Here is a 19,220-nt window from a genome sequence, read left to right on the forward strand (position 1 = left end):
CAGCACGCCGTCACCCTGGTTACGCGCCCGCTTGAGTACGAGGGTGGCGTCGGCGCGCCCCGGACCCTTCCGTACGGCCCCGACCCGGCAACTTTCGATCAAATCGACGAAAGTTGATGCTGGATCGTCGGAAGGTATGGACACATCGACATGCGCGACTTAGTGTCGGGGCCAACACGACATTGTTTCGTCGAGGTGAACCGGCGGCGCGGTAACCCATCGACCCCCACCACCGCTACGGCATCCGGCGCGACGGCGCGCGCCCGGCCTGGCCTCACTCGTCAGGAAGGGACAGCACAGATGTCCAACAAGGACGCACCCCCTCGTCGATCCCGACGATGGCTCTCCGCCGGATCGGCCCTGCTCCTCGTGGCCGCGGCCGGCACGGTCACCCTGGCGGCCAGCTCGACACCGGCCCAGGCGCACACGATCAACGCCACCGACTTCCAGCAGGTCGAACTCGCCCGGGGCGTGTCCGACATGGGTGAGCCGATGTCGCTGGCCGTGCTGCCGGACCGCTCGGTCCTGCACACCGCCCGCAACGGCACGCTGCGCCGCACCGACGCGAACGGCACCACGTCGGTGATCGGCACCCTGTCGGTCTACAACCACGACGAGGAGGGGTTGCAGGGCGTCGGTGTCGACCCGAACTTCGCCAGCAACCGGCAGATCTTCCTCTACTACGCGCCGCCGCTGTCCACCCCCACCGGGGACGCGCCAGCGACCGGCACCGACTTCTCGGCCTGGCAGGGAGTGAACCGCCTCTCCCGGTTCACCCTCAACAGCGACTTCACCGTCAACCAGGCCAGCAAGGTCGACGTCCTCGACGTGCCGGCCGACCGCGGACTGTGCTGCCACGTCGGCGGGGACATCGACTTCGACGCCGCCGGCAACCTCTACCTGTCCACCGGCGACGACACCAACCCCTTCGAGTCGGCCGGCTACTCGCCCCTGGACGAGCGGACCAACCGCAACCCGGCGTACGACGCGCAGCGCAGCGCCGGCAACACCAACGACCTGCGGGGCAAGATCCTGCGGATCAAGGTGAACGCCAACGGCACGTACTCCATCCCGTCGGGCAACCTGTTCGCCCCCGGCACGGCCAAGACCCGGCCGGAGATCTACGCCATGGGTTTCCGCAACCCGTTCCGGATCAGCGTGGACAAGGGCACCGGCGTCGTCTACGTCGGTGACTACGGGCCGGACGCCGGCAGCACCAGCTCCACCCGCGGGCCGTCCGGCCAGGTCGAGTTCAACCGGGTCACCGCGCCGGGCAACTACGGCTGGCCGTACTGCACCGGCACCAACACCACCACCGAGACGTACAACGAGTGGGACTTCGCCACCAACGCCAGCGGGGCGAAGTACAACTGCACCGGCGGGCCGACCAACAACTCGTTCCGCAACACCGGCCTGACCACCCTGCCGCCGGCCCAGCCGGCCTGGATCCGGTACGCCGGCGACGCCGGCACCCCCACCGAGTTCGGCGGCGGCTCCGAGTCACCGATGGGCGGCCCGGTCTACCGGTACAACGCCTCGTCGACCTCCACCACCAAGTTCCCGCAGTCGTTCGACGGCCAGTTCTTCGCCACCGAGTTCGGCCGGGGCTGGATCAAGCCCATCCACGTCAACTCCGACGGCTCCCGGGGCACCATCGACACCTTCCCGTGGGTCGGCAAGCAGGTGATGGACTCGGCCTTCGGCCCGGACGGCGCCTACTACGTGCTCGACTACGGCACCGGCTACTTCAACGGCGACGCCAACTCGGCGCTCTACCGCTTCGACTACGTCGCCGGCGGCAACCGGGCGCCCAACGCCGCCGCGAGCGCCAACAAGACCTCCGGCGCGGCCCCACTGGCCGTGACGTTCTCCTCGGCCGGCTCGTCCGACCCCGAGGGTGGGGCGCTGACCTACTCGTGGAACTTCGGCGACGGCACCACCTCCACGGCGGCGAACCCGACGAAGACGTACAGCACCAACGGCACCTACACCGCCACGCTGACCGTACGGGACCCGCAGGGTGCCACCGGCAGCGCCAGCGTGCAGATCAACGTCGGCAACACCGCGCCCACGGTGACCATCAACAACCCGGGCAACGGGCAGTTGTTCAGCTTCGGTGACACCGTGCCGTACAGCATCACGGTGACCGACCCGGAGGACGGCACGATCGACTGCACGAAGGTCAAGATGACCTACGTGCTCGGGCACGACCAGCACGGGCACCAGATCACCTCGAAGACCGGCTGCTCCGGCTCGATCACCATCCCGGTCGACGGTGAGCACGACGACGCGGCGAACATCTTCGCCATCTTCGACGCCGAGTACACCGACGCCGGTGGGCTGACCACGCACACCCAGCACACGCTGCCGCCGCGTCACCGCCAGGCCGAGTTCTTCGGCAGCTCGTCCGGGATCAACGTGTTCAGCAAGACCCCGGCCGAGGGCGGCAAGACCGTCGGCGACATCAACAACGGCGACTGGATCGCGTTCCAGCCGTACCGGCTCGGCAACGTCACCTCGTTCACCGCCCGGGTCTCCTCGGCGGGCTCCGGCGGCACCCTCCAGGTGCGGGCCGGCTCGGCCACCGGCACGGTGCTCGGCTCCGCCACGGTCCCGGTGACCGGCGGCTGGGAAACCTTCACCACCGTCACGGGAGCGATCACCAACCCGCCGACCGGCACCACCACGCTCTACCTGACGTTCGCGGGTACGGGCACCGGCGCGCTCTACGACCTGGACGCGTTCACCTTCACCACCGGCTCGGCCCCCACCGGCGGGACCGGTCCGATCAAGGGTCTGGGCGGCAAGTGCCTGGACGTGCGCAACGCCGCCACCGCCGACGGCACGCAGATCCAGATCTACACCTGTAACGCCAGCGCGGCCCAGACCTGGGCGGTCACGCCGAACTCCACAATCAAGTCGTTGGGCAAGTGCCTCGACGTCGCCGGTGCCGCCACCGCCGACGGCACCAAGATCCAGCTCTACACCTGCAACGGCACCGGGGCGCAGAACTGGTCCGCGCAGGCCGACGGCACGCTCCGCAACGTGGCGTCCGGCAAGTGCCTGGACGTCTCCGGCAACAGCTCGGCGGACAGCACCGTGGTGCACCTCTGGACCTGTACCGCCGCCGCGAACCAAAAGTGGACCCTGCCCTGAGCTGAGCGAAGGGGCCCCCGTCGCGCGGGGGCCCCTTCCCACCGTCGATAGGAGAGCGACATGCGCAGACTCCTGCGAACCGTCCTCGGCGCCACCACCGCCGTCCTCGCCGTCATCGCCTGCACCACCCCCGCCACCCCGGCCAGCGCCGCCGACGCCCCGTACGACGTGCTGGTCTTCTCCAAGACCGCCGGCTTCCGGCACGACGCCATCCCGGTCGGCATCCAGACCATCCGTGACCTGGGCGCCGCGAACAACTTCACCGTCACCGCCACCGAGGACGCCGCCGCGTTCACCACGAGCAACCTCGCCCAGTACGAGGCGGTCGTCTTCCTCAACACCACAGGCGACGTGCTCAACGCCAGCCAACAGACCGCCTTCGAGTCGTACATCGCCTCCGGTCGCGGGTACGTGGGTGTGCACGCCGCCGCCGACACCGAGTACGACTGGCCGTTCTACGGCAACCTGGTCGGCGCGTGGTTCGCCTCGCACCCGGCCATCCAGCAGGCCAACATGAAGGTGGAGGACCGGGGCCACGCCGCCACCGGTCACCTGCCGCAGACCTGGACCCGCACCGACGAGTGGTACAACTACCGCACCAACGCCCGGTCGACCGCGCACGTGCTGGCCACCCTGGACGAGTCGTCGTACTCCGGCGGCGGCATGGGCGCCGACCACCCGCTGAGCTGGTGCAAGAGCTACAACGGTGGCCGCTCCTTCTACACCGGCGCGGGGCACACCCAGGCGTCGTACGCGGAGCCGAACTTCCGGAACCACCTGCTCGGCGGCATCCGGTACGCCTCCGGTCGGAGCAAGGCCGACTGCCGGCCCGAGACCGGCTACACCCCGCTCTACAACGGCTCCACCACCGGCTGGTCGCAGGCCGGGCCGGGCAACTTCACCAACTCCGACGCCACCCTCACCTCGGTGGGCGGCATGGGCCTGTACTGGTACAGCGCGAAGCAGTTCACCAACTACTCGCTGAAGCTGGACTGGAAGCTGGCCGGCGACGACAACTCGGGCGTGTTCATCGGCTTCCCGCCGTCGAGCGACCCGTGGTCGGCGGTGGACAATGGCTACGAGATCCAGATCGACGCCACCGACGCGGCGGACCGTACCACCGGCTCGGTCTACACCTTCAAGTCCGCGGACCTCGCGGCCCGCGACGCGGCGCTCAACGCGCCGGGGGAGTGGAACACCTACGAGCTGCTGGTCGAGGGCGAGCGGCTCCAGATCTTCCTCAACGGGGTGAAGATCAACGACTTCACCAACACCAATCCGGTACGGTCGCTGGCCGGCCACATCGGCATCCAGAACCACGGCACCGGCGACGACGCCTCGTTCCGCAACATCCGGATCAAGGAACTGGGCACCACGCCTCCGCCGACCGGCACGATCCAGGCCGAGGCGTTCAGCTCCGCCAACGGCGTCTCCGCGTTCACCAAGGCGGGTGCCAACGGCGGCCAGACCGTCGGCTACATCGACCCGGGCGACTGGGCGGCGTACAACGGCGTGGACCTGACCGGCGTCACCTCGTTCACCGCCCGGGTCGTCTCCGGCGGCGCGGGCGGCACCATCGCAGTCCGCACCGGCTCGGCCACCGGTCCGGTGCTCGGCACGGTCACGGTGCCCAACACCGGCAGCTGGACGACGTTCGCCAACGTCACCGCGTCGTTGTCCAACGTCCCGTCCGGCGCCCAGAACCTCTACCTCACGTTCGGGGGCAGCGGCACCGGGCTCTTCGACGTGGACGACTTCACCCTGGTCAAGGGGACCGGCGGCAGCACCGGGGTCGGCCCGGTCAAGGGCCTGGGCGGCAAGTGCCTCGACGTACGCAGCGGCGCCACTGCCGACGGCACCCAGATCCAGATCTACACCTGCAACGGCAGTACGGCGCAGACCTGGACCGTGACGCCGAACTCGACGATCAAGGCGCTCGGCAAGTGCCTCGACGTGTCCGGCAGCGGCACCGCCGACGGCACCAAGATCCAGCTCTGGACCTGCAACGGCACCGGCGCGCAGAACTGGGCGGCCCAGTCAGACGGCAGCCTGCGCAACACCGCCTCGGGCAAGTGCCTGGACGTCTCCGGCAACAACTCGGCCGACAGCACCGTCGTGCACCTCTGGACCTGCAACGGCGCGGCCAACCAGAAGTGGACCCTGCCCTGACCTGCCAACCGCACCGAGCCCACCAGGCTCACTGAGCGCGCAGGGGCCGCCGGTCGCGGCCGACGGCCCCTGCGAGCCACCCGCTCCCGACGCCGCCCGCTCAGCGACACCGGACGCGCTCCGCCTCACCGGGCGCGTCCTTGGCGAGGCCGATGTCACCGAAGAGGCGTATACCTGTGAGTCATAGATATGACTCACAGGTATACGCCTCTCGATGGTCGGAGCCACCGGTGCGATGGGGGCGTTGTGTGGACGCCGCGGGCCCGCTCTCAGGAGCCTGCCGTACCTTGACCAGCATGGGGCGTTTCGCGCGATGGCGCCGGATGGCGCGGACCCAGGGGCACCGCCTGCGCGCAGCGCTGCACCGGGCCGAGGAGCCCGACCCGTTGACCGGGCCGGCTCCCAGCCTGAACCGTCTCGACGCGCTGGCGGAGGGCTTCGCCGCAGGCCAGCCCGTGCGCTGGAGCCTCGGCGGGGCACCCCGGCCGCTGCCCGGCGCGGTCGACGTGGCGGCGTACCGGATCATCGAGGAGTCGCTGGCCGACGTGCGCCGACACGCCCCCGGCGCGGCGGTCGCGGTCCGGCTGCGCTACGACGCCGAGGGCATCACCATCGAGGTACGCGACGACGGCGCCGGTGCCGCGACGCCGGCCGGGGAGACCCGGGGCGTCGGGCGGGGGCTGGCCGCGGTGCGCGGGCGCACCGAGCGGGCCGGCGGCACCTTCTCGGCCGGCCCGAATCCCGGCGGCGGGTTCACCGTCCGGGCGGTCCTGCCCGCGCCCGAAGAAGCGGCCGAGTGACGCTCCGGGGCTTTCGCGATGACCCCGGCGGAAATAGGGTGGGGGCGGCGACCGTGACGGTGGCCGGTGGCCCGGTGGGAGGCGCAACCCGTCGGGCTCAGGTGCGCTCGGCACCCACCGGTGTTCCGCCTCGGTGCCACGCACCGGTCTGACCGGTCACCCTCGCCCCGGTCCGCACAACGGAATCCCCATCACATCAGGGGAGAAGGACAATGGCGCGACCCATCACGCTCTTCACCGGCCAGTGGGCCGACCTTCCGTTCGAGGAGGTCTGCCGGCTCGCCTCCGAGTGGGGCTACGACGGCCTGGAGATCGCCTGCTGGGGCGACCACTTCGAGGTCGACAAGGCGCTCGCCGACGACTCGTACGTCGACCGCAAGCGGGAGACGCTCGCGAAGCACAACCTTCAGGTCTTCACGATCTCCAACCACCTCGTCGGTCAGGCCGTCTGCGACCATCCGATCGACGAGCGGCACCAGGACATCCTGCCCGCCCGGATCTGGGGCGACGGGGAGCCCGAGGGGGTCCGCCAGCGGGCCGCCGAGGAGATCAAGGACACCGCGCGGGCCGCGGCGAAGCTCGGGGTGAAGACCGTCGTCGGGTTCACCGGGTCGTCGATCTGGCACACCCTGGCGATGTTCCCGCCGGTGCCGCCGTCGATGATCGAGCGCGGCTACCAGGACTTCGCGGATCGGTGGAACCCGATCCTCGACGTGTTCGACGAGGTCGGGGTGCGGTTCGCGCACGAGGTGCACCCCAGCGAGATCGCGTACGACTACTGGACGACCAAGCGGACGCTGGAGGCGATCGGCAACCGGCCCGCGTTCGGGCTGAACTGGGACCCGTCGCACTTCGTCTGGCAGGAGCTGGACCCGGTGAACTTCATCTTCGACTTCGCCGACCGGATCTACCACGTCGACTGCAAGGACGCGAAGGTGCGTACCGGCGACGGCCGGCGCGGCCGGCTCGCCTCGCACCTGCCCTGGGCCGACCTGCGCCGCGGCTGGGACTTCGTCTCCACCGGCCACGGCGACGTGCCCTGGGAGGACTGCTTCCGGGCGTTGAACGCGATCGGCTACACCGGCCCGATCTCCGTCGAGTGGGAGGACGCCGGGATGGACCGCCTGGTCGGCGCCCCGGAGGCGCTGCAGTTCGTCCGCCGGCTCGCCTTCGACGCCCCGAGCGCCGCCTTCGACGCGGCGTTCAGCAGCAAGGACTGACCACAGCTCGGACAGACCACGGGCCGGTCGCCTCTCGGCGACCGGCCCGTCGACGTGCGATGGGTCTGCGTGCGATGGATCAGAGCGTGCTGGCGTTGGTGCCCGAGCCGGACGGCTTGGTGCGGGGGTTGGTGGCCGACGGCGACCCGGAGGTCGTGCCGACCGAGCTGCTGCCCGCCTTGGCGCCCACGGTGGCGGGCGTGCCGGCGAACGCGTCGTCGGCGGCGGTCAGCTCCTGCTTGCCGGTGCTCCCGTTGCCGGTGCCCAGCTTCTCGCCCAGCTTGGTCTGGCCGAGCTTGTCCTTGCCCTCGCTGTAGAGCTTGTTGGCCTGGGCCTGCGCGACCCCGGCCGCCTCCTGGACGGTCGGGTGGTCGAGCACCTTGCGGCCCCGGACCACGAGCTCTTCGTACTTCTCCCGGCCGGCACGGGCGCCCAGGACGAATCCCGCAGCCAGCCCGCCAAGAAACATGATCTTTCCGCGCATGGCGGCTCCTTCCGTACCTGACGCGCCGTCGCGCCGGCGGGTTGCCCCGTCGGGCGCGACAAATTCGCGCCTGCGTCCTCTGTCCGCAGCTAACTACCCATCCTGCTCCCCGCTCAAGCCTGCTTGTGCCGGGATGGCGATTTGCCCCGATTGCGATCCGCCCGTGGCGCTGACCTGCGAATCTGGATCAAGGGCCGATGCCTGTGGAACCCACTGGACCACCACCGGGGAATGTCCTGTACTCTTGTCCCGTCGCACGGCACCGGCGAGATCCGGTTCCAGGCGGTGCACGATCCCCTGTAGCTCAATTGGCAGAGCAGCCGGCTGTTAACCGGCAGGTTATTGGTTCGAGTCCAATCGGGGGAGCTTCTCCACCAACGCCCGTCGGCAACACGCCGACGGGCGTTTCTGCTGCCCCCGCGCCTCCGCCCCCTGCCTCCGCGATCTTGCACTTACTGTCCCGGCATAAGGGGCGCTCTGCGCATATCCACGACCGAAACTGCAAGATCGGCGCGGGTTCTGAGGCCGCGACTGTGCTGGCGGGGTGGGGTCGGTATTCGCTGCAGCAACTTCGGGGATGTTGCTGTCTCCCGCGTGCCTGAGGCAGCAATATCCCCGAAGTTGTGACGATCTTGGGGCGGCGGCGCGGCGTGCGTGGGGGGCGTGGGTGGAATGGGGGGTTTGGGCTGCTTGTGGGTCTCGTGCCCGGCAGGATGGTCGATGTCGACCTAGACTCCAGCTGCGTCGATTGATGCGTCGATTCTTGGGGTGATCGCAATGTCGGGACGAGGCGGCTTCGGCCGGGCCACACTGGTCGCGGTGGCGGTCGTGCTGGCCTGGCTGGTGATCGGCGGTGTGGCCGGCCCGTACGCCGGACGTCTCAGCGAGGTCGCCACCAACGACAACGCCGCCTTCCTGCCCACCGACGCCGAGGCGACCCGTGCCCAGGACCTCGCCGCTGGGTTCGTCGACCGGGAGACCGTGCCGGCGCTTGTCGTCTACGAGCGGTCGTCGGGGATCACCGACGTGGACCGGCAGCGGGTGAGCGCCGACGCCGCCCGCTTCGCCCAGGTGCCGGGCGTGGTCAACCCGCTGCCCCCGCCGATTCCCAGCGAGGACGGCCAAGCACTCCAGGTCGTCGTGCCGGTGGACGACGCCGAGGGCGAGGAGATCGGCTCGGTCGTCGAACAGTTGCGCGACATCGCCGGCGGCGACCGGGACGGGCTCACGGTGGACGTCGCCGGCCCGGCCGGCCTGCTCGCCGACCTGATCGAGGTCTTCTCCGCCATCGACGGGCCACTGCTGCTGGTCACGCTCGTGGTGGTGCTGATCATCCTGCTGATCGTCTACCGCAGCCCCGTCTTGTGGATCTTTCCGCTGCTGGCCGCCGGAATGTCGTACGCGCTGGCCTCGGTCTTCGTCTACCTGCTCGCGGACGCCGACATCGTCAAGCTCAACGGCCAGGCGCAGGGCATCCTCACCGTGCTGGTCTTCGGCGCCGGCACCGACTACGCGCTGCTGCTGATCGCCCGCTACCGCGAGGAGCTGCACCGGCACGACCGCCCGTGGGACGCGATGCGTGCCGCGTGGAGGGGTGCCGCTCCGGCCATCATCGCGTCCGGCGGCACGGTCATCGTCAGTCTGCTCTGCCTGCTGCTGTCCAGCCTCAACTCGAACCGGGCGCTCGGCCCGGTCGCCGCCATCGGCATCGCCGCCACCCTGCTGGTGATGCTCACCTTCCTGCCGGCGCTGCTGGTGCTCGGCGGCCGGTGGGCGTTCTGGCCCCGACGGCCCCACGTCGACCAGGCCGACCCGCGGGCCGAGCACGGCATCTGGAGTCGCATCGCCGGTTTCGTGGCCCGGCACGCCCGACCGATCTGGCTGAGCACCGCAGTCGTCCTGGCTCTCCTCACGCTCGGCCTGACCCAGCTCGGCGCCACCACCCTCGGCCAGTCCGACCTGTTCACGCAGCGCACCGACTCGGTGGACGGTCAGGACGTCATCGCCCGGCACTACCCGGCCGGCACCGGCAGCCCGGCAACCATCTTCGCCACCGAGCAGAGCGCGCGGCAGGTGGCGCAGGTGGCCCAGGGCGTACGCGGCGTCGCGGACGTCCGTCCACTCTCCAACGGCCCGCAGACCGGCCCACCCGAGCAGAATGCCCCGCCGAAGGTCGTCGACGGGCGGGTGCAGCTGGAGGCGACGCTCGCCGACCCGCCCGACAGCGACGGGGCCGAGCGGACCATCCGCGACCTGCGGGTGGCCGTACACCAGGTGCCCGGCGCGGACGCCGTCGTCGGCGGCTTCACCGCCATCAACGTGGACACCTCCGACGCCGCGAAACGCGACCAGAACGTCATCATCCCGGTGGTGCTGGTGGTCATCGCGGTGATCCTGGCCCTGCTGCTGCGGGCCCTCCTCGCTCCCGTGCTGCTCATCGGCACGGTGCTGCTCAGCTTCGCGGCGACGCTCGGTCTCTGCGCGCTGCTGTTCCGCCACGTCTTCGACTTCCCCGGCGTGGACTCGTCGTTTCCGCTGTTCGCGTTCGTCTTCCTGGTCGCCCTCGGGATCGACTACAACATCTTCCTGATGAGCCGGGTCCGCGAGGAGTCGGTCAAGCGGGGCACCCGCGCCGGTGTGCTCGCCGGGCTCGCCGTCACCGGCGGGGTGATCACCTCCGCGGGCATCGTGCTCGCCGCGACCTTCTCCGCCCTGGCCGTCCTGCCGCTGGTGGTGCTCGTCGAGCTGGGCACGGCTGTCGCGATCGGGGTACTGATCGACACGATCATCGTCCGGTCGCTGCTGGTGCCGGCGCTCGCGTACGACATCGGGCCGAAGATCTGGTGGCCGGGCCGCTTGTCCCGGGCGAACGGTGAGCGGGAGGCGCGCGATGCTGGCTGAGACCGACGTGGTGGTCGTCGGCGGCGGCCTGGCCGGCCTCGCCGCCGCCCGCCGGCTGCACCGCGCCGGCGTGCCCTGGCGCCTGCTGGAGGCCGGCGGCCGGCTGGGCGGCCGGGTCGCCACCGACGTCGTGGACGGCTACCTGATCGACAGGGGTTTCCAGGTGCTCAACACGGCCTACCCGCGGCTCGGCACGCTGCTCGACACCGACCGGCTCAACCTCGGCTACTTCACGTCCGGGGTGCTGGTGCGCCGGGGCGACGACCTGCTGCGGCTGGTCAACCCGTTGCGGGAGCCGGCCGGCGGGCCGCGTACCGCGCTGGCCGGCGTGGGCTCGCTGCTCGACCGGCTGCGCTTCGCCGCGCTCGCCACCGGCTGCGCCACGCTGCCGGTGTCCCGGCTGCTCACCGCGCCGGAGACCAGCGCCGAGACGGCGTTGCGCCGTGCCGGTCTCTCCGACGCGATCATCGAGGAGCTGCTGCGGCCGTTCCTGTCCGGCGTGTTCATCGACCGGGAGCTGGCCACGTCCAGCCACGTGCTCGCGATGGTGCTGCGCTCGTTCGCCCGCGGCCGGATCGGCCTGCCCGCCGAGGGGATGGCCGCGCTGCCCCGGGCCATCGCCGACCCACTGCCCACCGAACTGCTCGACCTGGACACCCCTGTCGCGCGGGTCGCGCCCGGCCTGGTCCGCACCCAGGCCGGCGACATCCGCTGCCGGGCCGTCGTGGTCGCCGTCGACCCGCCCGCCGCGGCCGCGCTGCTGCCGGCTCTGGCGACGGTACGCATGCACAGCTACACCACGTACTACCACAGCGCGCCCGAGCCGCCGCTCGCCGAGCCGATCCTGCTCGTCGACGGCGACCGGCGGGAGATCGTCGCGAACACCGTGGTGCTCAGCAACGCCGCACGCACCTACGCGCCCGCCGGCCGGCACCTCGTGGCCACGTCGGTGGTGGGTCCCACGGCCCCGCCCGAGTCGACCATCCGGGCCGAGTTGACCCGGCTGTACGGTCGATCCACCACCGACTGGACCCACCTCACCACAGTGGTCGTTCCGGACGCGCTGCCCGCCGCGCCGCCGCCGCAGGGGCGGCTGCGCAAGCCCGTCTCGATGGGGGAGGGGCTGTTCGTGGCCGGTGACCACCGCGACAGTCCATCGATCCAGGGCGCTCTCGCCAGCGGCTGGCGTGCCGCCGGGGCGGTGCTCAAGGAGTTGCGCGCCGGCTGAGCCCGCCTCGAACGAGGGCACCGCAGCCGTAGTTGATCACCTATGATCGCCGCCATGCCCGCCCCCCTCCCGGCACCCACCTTCGATGCCGCTGCCGCGTACCCCGAGGTCAACGACCTGCGCAAGGCGCTCGACGCCGCCGACTGGCCCGCCGTCCGGGCCGTGTTCGCCGACCGGGACCCCGCCTTTCACACCCTGCTCGTCAGGGAGGCCGGCGACCACGCCGCGTCCGCGGCGTTCCTGCACCGCGTGTACGACGACGACACCACCGACCGGCTGGCGGGCACCCTGCACGGCACTCACCTCATCTGCGACGGCTGGCGGATCCGCAGCTCCTACCGGGCCCAACACGTCAGCCGGTCGCAGTTCGAGCAGTTCCACGAACACCTGCGTCGCGCCGAGCAGGTGCTCATCGACGTCACCGCCCGGTACCCCGACGACGCGGCCGCCTGGACGCAGCGGATCACCATCGCCCGGGGTCTGCAACTGGGCCAGAACGAGGCACGCCGCCGCTACGACCGGCTCGCCCAGCAGCACCCCCACCACGCCCCCGCACAGGCGGCCCTGCTCCAGCAGCTCTGCCCGAAGTGGAGCGGTGACTGGGACCGGGCCTTCGCGTTCGCCCGCGAGTGCGCGCAGGCCGCGCCCGCCGGGGCGCCCAACGCCGTGCTGGTCGCCGAGGCGCACCTGGAACGCTGGCTGGACTTCGACACCGACCGGGAGCGCACCGCGTACGTGCGCAGCGCGCCCGTCGTGGACGAGGTGATGCAGGCCGGGCAGCGATCCGTGCTGCACCCGGACTTCGTCGACCGGCCGGGCTGGGTCTGGATCCGCTCGACGTTCGCGCTGATGTTCAGCCTCACCGAGCAGTGGCCCGCCGCCGCCAGCCAGTTCACCGCCCTGGGCAACCTGGGCACCGAATACCCCTGGGCCTACGTCGACGACGCCGAGGGCTTCACGAAGTACCGCGCCAAGGCGTACGCGAAGGGTGGCCAGTCATGATCCAGCACCTGGACGTGGACGGGGTGCCCACGCTGCTCGCCCCCACCGGTGGGCCGATGCGCGCCGGGCTGACCTTCCGGGTCGGCACCGCCGACGAGACGCTCAGCCGCGCCGGCATCACCCACCTCATCGAGCACCTCGCGCTCGCACCGCTCGGCCTGGCCGACTATCACGTCAACGGCGTGACCGCCCCGGCGTTCACCATGTTCCACACCCAGGGCTCCGAGGCGGACATCGCGGCGTTCCTGACCGCCGTCTGCGGGCACCTGGCCGACCTGCCGGTGGCGCGGCTGGACGTCGAGAAGGACATCCTGCGCACCGAGTGGAGCAGCCGGGGCGCCGCCGCGATCGACGACATCCCACTGTGGCGACACGGCGCGCGGGACTTCGGGCTCAGCAGCTACCCGGAGTGGGGCCTGGGCGCGCTCACCGCCGACCACCTGCGCGAGTGGGCGGCCCGCTCGTTCACCCGGGAGAACGCGGTGCTCTGGATCGCCGGCGACCGGGTGCCCGCCGGGCTGCGCCTCGCGCTGCCCAGTGGGGTCCGGCAGCCGGTGCCGGCGGTCTCGTCGGCGCTGCCGCAGACCCCGGCGTACTTCGTCAGCGGCGCCCGCGCCGTCGTGCTCGACTCGGTGGTGCGGCGCAGCACCGCTGCGACCGTCTTCTCCGGCGTGCTCGAGCGGGAGCTGTACCGGTCGCTGCGCCAGGAGTCGGGGCTCTCCTACACCACCACCACGGGGTACGAGCCGCGCGGCGACGGGTACGCCACGCTGCGGGCGCTCGCCGACGCGCTGGCGGAGAAGCAGGACGCCGTGCTGGGCGGCTTCGTCGACGTGCTGGCGAAGCTGCGGGTCGGGCGGATCGAGCAGGCCGACCTGGACGCCACAGTCGCCAAGCGGCAGGACGTGCTCGGCACCGCCGAGGTCGACGCCGCGCGCCTGCCGGGGTACGCCCTCAACGTGTTGACCGGCGAGCCGAACCTCAGCATCGACGAGCACCGGGCCGAGCTGAAGGCCGTCAGCCTCGCCGACCTGCACCAGGTGGCCGGCGAGGTGACGTCGTCCGCGCTGCTCATGGTGCCGGGCGGGCTCCGCGCCGACTGGGCCGGCTTCGTCGCGGCCCCCACCCACTCCAGCGACACCGTCGACGGCACCACGTACGCGGCGAAGCAGGGCGCCGGCGCGCTCCGCATCGGCGTGGACGGGGTGACCTACCTGGGCACCGACGGGCCGCTGACCGTCCGGTACGCCGACTGCTCCGCGATGCTCGCCTGGCCCGACGGGGCGCGGCAACTGATCGGCGCGGACGCCATCGTGCTGCACGTCGAGCCGACGATGTTCAACCTGCACCCGGCGGCGCTTCCGGTCATCGACGCCCAGGTGCCGGCCGACCGGCACATCGCCATGCCGGCCCGCTCACCGGACGCCATCCCGCAGCCGTCGGCAGCCGAACAGCCGGCCGCGACGCCCGCCGACCGCCCCTGGTGGGAGATCGCGGCGATCGTGGTCAGCGGCGTGGCCGTCCTGGTGATGGGCGCGGTGAGCCTGCTGCTGACGTACGTCATGGTCGCCGCCGGCACCGAGCCGGGCGAGGAATGGTTCTGGGGCGTCATCGTGGTGGGCTGGCTGCTCACTGTTATCCTCGCGTTGCCCATCGTGCTGCTGTGGCGACGGCGGCGGGGATGAGGCGGGGCCACACCGGTGCTGGCCCGTGATCCACCGAGCGGGATAAGATCCGCGCGGTGTCGGGGCGGTAGCTCAGCCGGTTAGAGCAGGGGACTCATAATCCCTCGGTCGCGGGTTCGAGTCCCGCCCGCCCCACCAGTACGGATACGAACGGGGGTCCAAGACCCGCGAAGCCGCAGGCCAGGGCTTGCGCCGAGGGCCCGGCACCCGTCACTGCCCGGCCGGGGCCTCTTCGCCTTCGAGCAGTCGGGCCAGGCCGGTCAGGCCGGGGCCGATCCGCTTGATCTGGTCGTTGAAGAGCAGATGGATCGTGCCGTCGGCATCCATGGCCAGGCTGGCGTGCCCGTCGTGCTCCTCGCCGAGGGGGTAGAGCTGACCGGCGGTGGGTCCGGAGAGACTGTCGAACCACACCTTCTGACCGAGGCACAGCGTCGGGTCGAGGCGTACGCCGATGCGGGCGGAGTCCCGACCGGGACCGCTCACCGGGACGACGAGTCCACCGAACTCGGTCAGGAAGGCGCGAGCGGGAGCGTGCATGGCAAAGCCCTCCGGGGCGAGCGCAGACTCCCACTCGTCGACGTCCACCCGGCGGCGTGGCGTCCAACCTGCCGTCCTGAGTGTCTGGGCCGCACGGTCCGGCAGTGCGCGGTCGTCTCCCCGCATCACAGCACCTCCCTCAGGTCGAACTCGTTGCGCAACGCCTTACAACTGTTGCAGCACGGGTTGTGCGCCCCGTGGCCGGGGTTGCCCGGTGCGCGGATCCGCGCGGCGCCGATCGCGCCACCACGCGGGTCGACGCCACGGTCCAGCAGCTTCGACAACGACTGCGGTAGCGCACAGTTTCCGTGCCACGGCGCGCGAAGGTTCTGCGGTACGCGGTCGAGCGCGCCGGCCACCTCGCGGTGGTGCGGATAGATCTTGTCGGGGCCGTCGCTCACCGACACGGCGGTGTGCCGCCCGTCCGCAGTGGTCACGGCCTCGGCGGTGCCATTGACCCGACCGTTGCGCTGCTGGCGGTCGGCCTCCTGGCGGGCGCGGTAGGACGCCTGCCGGGCGGGAGAGGCGTTCCTGGTGGGGCGTGCGCCCGGATCGCCACGGCGTCGACGCTTGACCTTGCGCAGGTCCCTGACCCATTCCCGGGCGAACTTCGCGGCCATCTTGCCGGTGCGGTTCTTACCCATCGGCCAACCGCCAGAGGGCCTCCTGCATCAGATTGCCGACGATGGTGCGCGTCAGTGTCTGGAACACCGGAATCTCCAGCAGCGACGCACCGAACGTCGGGCCGGCGGTGGCGATCGCCTGCGCGATCTGGATCGCCAGCAGGGTCAGTTGCACAATGACCGCGATCTTCAGGGCCAGCACGATCGCGGCGCAGATCATGAGCCCGGCACCGCCGACCACGGCGCCGGTCCCGTTGCTCTGCAGGCTGTCGATCGGGCTCTCCTGTTGGCCCCACCAGGCCCGGAATGCCTCGATGTCGACACCCTCGTTGCCGGTCAGCGCGTTCCTGGCGGCCGTCTCCGCCTGCTGGACGAACTCGGCCACCTCATTGCTGAATTCGCACCACGCCTGGCCGAGCTCGAAGAGCTTCTGTTCGTCCGAAGCCGGCCAGGTGTAGCCCAGGATGTCGAGCAGGCTGCGCAGCTCGCCCGGAATCTGCAGACCCACGCGTCAGCCATCCATCCGTCTGAGGAGTACGCGAAAGAGGTCGCCGTTGTCGGCCTCGTTCGCTTCGTGGGAGCGAGCCATCGCCGTGAGGTCGTCGCCAGCGAAACCGAGCTCGTCGAGCGCCTCGACCAGTGACTCGAAGACGAAGGACGCTGCCTCGCCGTACGCCACACCGAGCAGTGACCCGGTCTCGTCGTCGCCGAACGCGGGACCTATCGACGCCAGTCGGGCCTGGAAGGCGGTCAGCCTGTCGGCGAAGCCGTCCGCCAGCGACCGCATGGTGGTGCCGGCGGCCGCGAGGCTCTCCGGGTCGATCTGCACGGCGTCGTCACCCGCCTCGACGGCCCAGCCGGTCCTGCGCGTCGGCGAGCCCGTCGAGGAACGTGGTGAACTGCCTGGCGGCATCCTGCTGGATCTCGGTCAGCTGCCGCCCGAGGTCGCTCAGATCGACCGGCCCGGCGGTGGCCGTCGTCGCCTGCTGCAGATCTGCCAGGGCGTCGTTGACGGCGGTCATGATGTGCTCGGTCAGGGTCGTGAGGTCGAGTCGCCGCAGGCGTGGGTCAACCTCCAACGTGGTCAGCCGGCCCGGCGGCGCGGCGGAGACCCGGACCATCCCGTCCGCCGCCTCACCGCGCCCCTCAGGCTGGGGCACGTCGGCCTCCTGCGCCCCGCCCGACTGCTGCGCGGACAGCGCACGCATCGTGTCGGCGAGCACCTTGTCGATCCCGTACGGGTCCGTCGACGCCATCTCAACCCCCGGATCCGCGCTCAGCCATGCCTCACCGCGATTTTAGGAGACGGAATCACTTCCTGTCGTCCGCCCACGGGTGCGGTGATGGCGTCACCGGCGGCCGTCCAGGGCGGACACCGTCCGCTCGTCATGCGTCTTTTTGCCGTGTCGACAGGGGACGGTGGCGACTCAGGTGGTCCGCGAGGCGGTCGGCTGTGCCCTCGGGTGGTGAACCAGGCCGCCGATTCTGGCGACGATGCCGTCCGGGGTCCGTGTCGCCGTGGCGAGGACGGCTGACGGACGACCGAGCGTGTCACCCTGGTGAACGGCGATGCCGCTGTCGCGGGACGTGTCGAGCAGGTGGGCGGCGAGGCAGCCGACGCTGTTGGCGTTGACGATGTCCTCGTCCACACCGATCGCGGGGGCGAACATGCGGGCGGTGGCTGGTCCCGCGGTCGGCGCGAGCACGTAGGCGAAGCAGCCGAGATAGCCGAGCCGGCGACACTCGGCTGCCAGCCGGGCGACGTCGGGCCGCAGCGCTGACAGCGTCCGGCGTTCCCGGACCCGGACGAGGAGCCGGGGCGTGCCCGGCGAGGCGACCCGCAGGTCGTCGGCGACGATGTCGCCAGGCGTCAGACCGAGGGCCGCGATGACGGCGCTGTCGGCCGGTTCGGCGCGGCCCGACAGCGCGATGACGCCCTGCTCGAACCAGACTTCGATGCCGTCGCGGCGGCGGGTGGCGGTCACGGCGACGGTGCGGCCGCCGGTGTTCTGGTGGCCGCGGTGCTCGGTGGCGCCGGCGCGGTGCAGCAGGACGGCCTGCGCGGCGATGGTGCCGTGGCCGCAGTTGCGGAGTTCTCCCTCGCCCGTGAAGAACCGTACGCGGGGCGGGCCCACGCCGCTGCTGTCGACGAACGCGGTGTGGGACGCGCCGACCGTCGATGCGACAGCGCGCCGTTCCTCGTCGGTGCGGCTGGCAACGTCGAGCACGACCGCGGTGGGGCTGCCGCCGCGCCCGTCGCGGGTGCAGGCGTCCACCATGATCACCCGTGGGCCGGGCATCAGGCCATGACGTCGGCGAAGCGAGGGGCACCCGGCTCGAGGTCGACCCGGGCGGCGCGGGCGGCGAAGCAGATCGCGTGGTACCAGCCGCAGAGCAGCAGCAGGTCGAGCACCTGCGGCTCGTCCAGCACCTCGCGGGCGGACTGCCACAGGCTGTCGTCGATGTCCGACGAGTCGTGCAGGGCGTCCATCACCTGGATGAGCGCCCGTTCGCGACCGGTGGTCCAGCACGCGTCGTCCGGCACGCCGTCGGTGAGCGAGGCGATCTCGGGGCGGGTGAGCCCGGCGCGGTGGGCGAAGACCATCAGGTGGACGCCCCACTCGTACTCGCAGCGGCAACGCGCGCAGGTGCGAAGGATGACGATCTCCCGCTCGCGAAGCGTCAGGGACAGGTGCCGACCGAGTTCGTATCTGCCCCACTGACTCATCGCAACGGTCATCGGCAGGTTCTTGGCGTACGTCCGGAACAGGGCGATCGGTGGCATGCCGGTCGGCATCATGGTGGCGAGCTGTGCTGCCACGTCGGCCGTGAACGGCGCGTCGAGCGGAGCTATGCGAGCCATGGTCACCTCCCGCGACTACGGGCTCCACCGCACCATAACGATTCGATTTTAGAAGCGCCAGGATTGCGCTGCGCTAGAGCGCGCCGTCCTCGGTCATGGCGGAGGCCCACTGGTCGGACCAGCGGACGAGTGGGCGCAGGGCCTGATGGGCGCCGTGGCCGAGCTCGGTGAGGGCGTAGGTCGTGTCCGGTTGCTGCGCGACGAGGCGGGCGTCGAGCAGTTCGGTGAGCCGTTGCCGCAGAACGCTGGAGGACATGTCGTCGCAGCGCTGCCGCAGCGCACGGAACCCGACCGGTCCATGGCGCAGCTCCCAGACGATCCGCAGGTTCCAGCGCCGCCCGAACAGGTCGAGGGCTGCCATCAGTGGGCGCCCGGTGCTCGATCCTCGTACCTGCCGTCCCGGCCTGGGCGTCGTCATCGCCTGTGCCGCCCCTCTCGATGCTTCGATTTCCGACACAGTAACCACGCGGCGGGACAGTGCCGGCCGCGACCATCCCGGTGGGGCCCTTCGATCCGGCGGCCCGGCGTAGCGTCGAATCCGTGCCGAGCCGT

Annotated in this window: 17 protein-coding genes and 2 tRNA genes; 10 read left to right on the forward strand and 9 right to left on the reverse strand. The window is 71.1% G+C overall.

The features are described 5' to 3' along the window. Positions 1-300: 300 nt before the first annotated feature. The 4 genes from AB0B39_RS20415 (at position 301) to AB0B39_RS20430 (ending at position 7,345) form a co-directional block, all read left to right on the forward strand. Complete coding sequence (locus tag AB0B39_RS20415) at positions 301-3,156, forward strand: PQQ-dependent sugar dehydrogenase (protein WP_357496345.1); 2,856 nt, start codon at positions 301-303, stop codon at positions 3,154-3,156. Between the two features lie 60 nt (positions 3,157-3,216). Next, positions 3,217-5,325 carry a ThuA domain-containing protein gene (locus AB0B39_RS20420; protein ID WP_357575057.1) on the forward strand — a complete coding sequence of 703 codons (2,109 nt, stop codon included), beginning with the start codon at positions 3,217-3,219 and terminating at the stop codon, positions 5,323-5,325. 296 nt (positions 5,326-5,621) lie between these two features. After that, the gene (locus tag AB0B39_RS20425) at positions 5,622-6,125 is read left to right on the forward strand and encodes an ATP-binding protein (protein ID WP_357496349.1); all 504 of its coding nucleotides are present in this window, start codon (positions 5,622-5,624) and stop codon (positions 6,123-6,125) included. Positions 6,126-6,337: 212 nt separating this feature from the next. Next, positions 6,338-7,345 (forward strand): sugar phosphate isomerase/epimerase family protein, encoded by a 1,008-nt coding sequence (locus AB0B39_RS20430; protein WP_234584387.1) that lies wholly within the window; start codon positions 6,338-6,340, stop codon positions 7,343-7,345. Positions 7,346-7,424: 79 nt separating this feature from the next. On the opposite strand, the gene AB0B39_RS20435 is transcribed toward AB0B39_RS20430, so the two are convergent. Continuing rightward, positions 7,425-7,829: a hypothetical protein gene (locus AB0B39_RS20435; protein WP_234584388.1), complete on the reverse strand. Its 405-nt coding sequence runs from the start codon at positions 7,827-7,829 to the stop codon at positions 7,425-7,427. 293 nt (positions 7,830-8,122) lie between these two features. Here AB0B39_RS20435 and AB0B39_RS20440 point away from each other — a divergent pair. From AB0B39_RS20440 to AB0B39_RS20465, 6 genes are all read left to right on the forward strand, one after another. Continuing rightward, positions 8,123-8,195, forward strand: a tRNA-Asn gene (locus tag AB0B39_RS20440). Positions 8,196-8,606: 411 nt separating this feature from the next. Continuing rightward, positions 8,607-10,730, forward strand: coding sequence for an MMPL family transporter (locus tag AB0B39_RS20445; protein ID WP_357575058.1), 2,124 nt, complete (start codon positions 8,607-8,609; stop codon positions 10,728-10,730). Continuing rightward, positions 10,720-11,958 (forward strand): FAD-dependent oxidoreductase, encoded by a 1,239-nt coding sequence (locus AB0B39_RS20450; RefSeq protein ID WP_357575059.1) that lies wholly within the window; start codon positions 10,720-10,722, stop codon positions 11,956-11,958. Before AB0B39_RS20445 ends, AB0B39_RS20450 begins: the two co-directional genes overlap by 11 nt. Positions 11,959-12,012: 54 nt before the next feature. After that, complete coding sequence (locus AB0B39_RS20455; RefSeq protein WP_357496356.1) at positions 12,013-12,960, forward strand: hypothetical protein; 948 nt, start codon at positions 12,013-12,015, stop codon at positions 12,958-12,960. Next, the gene (locus AB0B39_RS20460; RefSeq protein WP_357575060.1) at positions 12,957-14,645 is read left to right on the forward strand and encodes an insulinase family protein; all 1,689 of its coding nucleotides are present in this window, start codon (positions 12,957-12,959) and stop codon (positions 14,643-14,645) included. Before AB0B39_RS20455 ends, AB0B39_RS20460 begins: the two co-directional genes overlap by 4 nt. 61 nt (positions 14,646-14,706) lie before the next feature. Next, positions 14,707-14,783, forward strand: a tRNA-Ile gene (locus AB0B39_RS20465). 72 nt (positions 14,784-14,855) lie between these two features. Here AB0B39_RS20465 and AB0B39_RS20470 read toward each other — a convergent pair. From AB0B39_RS20470 to AB0B39_RS20505, 8 genes are all read right to left on the reverse strand, one after another. Beyond that, a complete protein-coding gene (locus AB0B39_RS20470; RefSeq protein ID WP_357575061.1) occupies positions 14,856-15,308 on the reverse strand; it encodes an SUKH-3 domain-containing protein in 453 nt (150 codons plus the stop codon). Then, complete coding sequence (locus AB0B39_RS20475; protein WP_357575062.1) at positions 15,308-15,826, reverse strand: hypothetical protein; 519 nt, start codon at positions 15,824-15,826, stop codon at positions 15,308-15,310. The genes AB0B39_RS20470 and AB0B39_RS20475 overlap by 1 nt, the downstream gene beginning before the upstream one ends. After that, a complete protein-coding gene (locus AB0B39_RS20480; protein WP_357575063.1) occupies positions 15,819-16,313 on the reverse strand; it encodes a hypothetical protein in 495 nt (164 codons plus the stop codon). Before AB0B39_RS20480 ends, AB0B39_RS20475 begins: the two co-directional genes overlap by 8 nt. Before the next feature lie 3 nt (positions 16,314-16,316). Continuing rightward, positions 16,317-16,634, reverse strand: coding sequence for a hypothetical protein (locus AB0B39_RS20485; protein WP_357575064.1), 318 nt, complete (start codon positions 16,632-16,634; stop codon positions 16,317-16,319). 7 nt (positions 16,635-16,641) lie between these two features. Further along, the gene (locus AB0B39_RS20490; RefSeq protein WP_357575065.1) at positions 16,642-17,061 is read right to left on the reverse strand and encodes a YbaB/EbfC family nucleoid-associated protein; all 420 of its coding nucleotides are present in this window, start codon (positions 17,059-17,061) and stop codon (positions 16,642-16,644) included. 171 nt (positions 17,062-17,232) lie between these two features. After that, positions 17,233-18,105 (reverse strand): PhzF family phenazine biosynthesis isomerase, encoded by an 873-nt coding sequence (locus AB0B39_RS20495; protein WP_357575066.1) that lies wholly within the window; start codon positions 18,103-18,105, stop codon positions 17,233-17,235. Beyond that, positions 18,105-18,668 carry a carboxymuconolactone decarboxylase family protein gene (locus tag AB0B39_RS20500; RefSeq protein ID WP_357575067.1) on the reverse strand — a complete coding sequence of 188 codons (564 nt, stop codon included), beginning with the start codon at positions 18,666-18,668 and terminating at the stop codon, positions 18,105-18,107. The genes AB0B39_RS20495 and AB0B39_RS20500 overlap by 1 nt, the downstream gene beginning before the upstream one ends. Before the next feature lie 73 nt (positions 18,669-18,741). Then, on the reverse strand, positions 18,742-19,029 hold the full coding sequence (locus AB0B39_RS20505) for a helix-turn-helix domain-containing protein (RefSeq protein ID WP_357575068.1): 288 nt from the start codon (positions 19,027-19,029) through the stop codon (positions 18,742-18,744). Between the last annotated feature and the right edge of the window lie 191 nt (positions 19,030-19,220).

Origin of the sequence: Micromonospora sp. NPDC049114 (assembly GCF_040648635.1) — a bacterium.
GTDB lineage: Bacteria > Actinomycetota > Actinomycetes > Mycobacteriales > Micromonosporaceae > Micromonospora.

Bases quoted from the DNA above. Each gene is read 5' to 3' on its own strand.
- AB0B39_RS20470 (WP_357575061.1), bottom strand. From the start codon at position 15,308: ATGCGGGGAGACGACCGCGCACTGCCGGACCGTGCGGCCCAGACACTC.
- AB0B39_RS20425 (WP_357496349.1), top strand. From the start codon at position 5,622: ATGGGGCGTTTCGCGCGATGGCGCCGGATGGCGCGGACCCAGGGGCAC.
- AB0B39_RS20430 (WP_234584387.1), top strand. From the start codon at position 6,338: ATGGCGCGACCCATCACGCTCTTCACCGGCCAGTGGGCCGACCTTCCG.
- AB0B39_RS20500 (WP_357575067.1), bottom strand. From the start codon at position 18,668: ATGGCTCGCATAGCTCCGCTCGACGCGCCGTTCACGGCCGACGTGGCA.
- AB0B39_RS20475 (WP_357575062.1), bottom strand. From the start codon at position 15,826: ATGGGTAAGAACCGCACCGGCAAGATGGCCGCGAAGTTCGCCCGGGAA.
- AB0B39_RS20490 (WP_357575065.1), bottom strand. From the start codon at position 17,061: ATGGCGTCGACGGACCCGTACGGGATCGACAAGGTGCTCGCCGACACG.
- AB0B39_RS20505 (WP_357575068.1), bottom strand. From the start codon at position 19,029: ATGGCAGCCCTCGACCTGTTCGGGCGGCGCTGGAACCTGCGGATCGTC.
- AB0B39_RS20415 (WP_357496345.1), top strand. From the start codon at position 301: ATGTCCAACAAGGACGCACCCCCTCGTCGATCCCGACGATGGCTCTCC.
- AB0B39_RS20435 (WP_234584388.1), bottom strand. From the start codon at position 7,829: ATGCGCGGAAAGATCATGTTTCTTGGCGGGCTGGCTGCGGGATTCGTC.
- AB0B39_RS20460 (WP_357575060.1), top strand. From the start codon at position 12,957: ATGATCCAGCACCTGGACGTGGACGGGGTGCCCACGCTGCTCGCCCCC.
- AB0B39_RS20420 (WP_357575057.1), top strand. From the start codon at position 3,217: ATGCGCAGACTCCTGCGAACCGTCCTCGGCGCCACCACCGCCGTCCTC.
- AB0B39_RS20495 (WP_357575066.1), bottom strand. From the start codon at position 18,105: ATGCCCGGCCCACGGGTGATCATGGTGGACGCCTGCACCCGCGACGGG.
- AB0B39_RS20455 (WP_357496356.1), top strand. From the start codon at position 12,013: ATGCCCGCCCCCCTCCCGGCACCCACCTTCGATGCCGCTGCCGCGTAC.
- AB0B39_RS20445 (WP_357575058.1), top strand. From the start codon at position 8,607: ATGTCGGGACGAGGCGGCTTCGGCCGGGCCACACTGGTCGCGGTGGCG.
- AB0B39_RS20450 (WP_357575059.1), top strand. From the start codon at position 10,720: ATGCTGGCTGAGACCGACGTGGTGGTCGTCGGCGGCGGCCTGGCCGGC.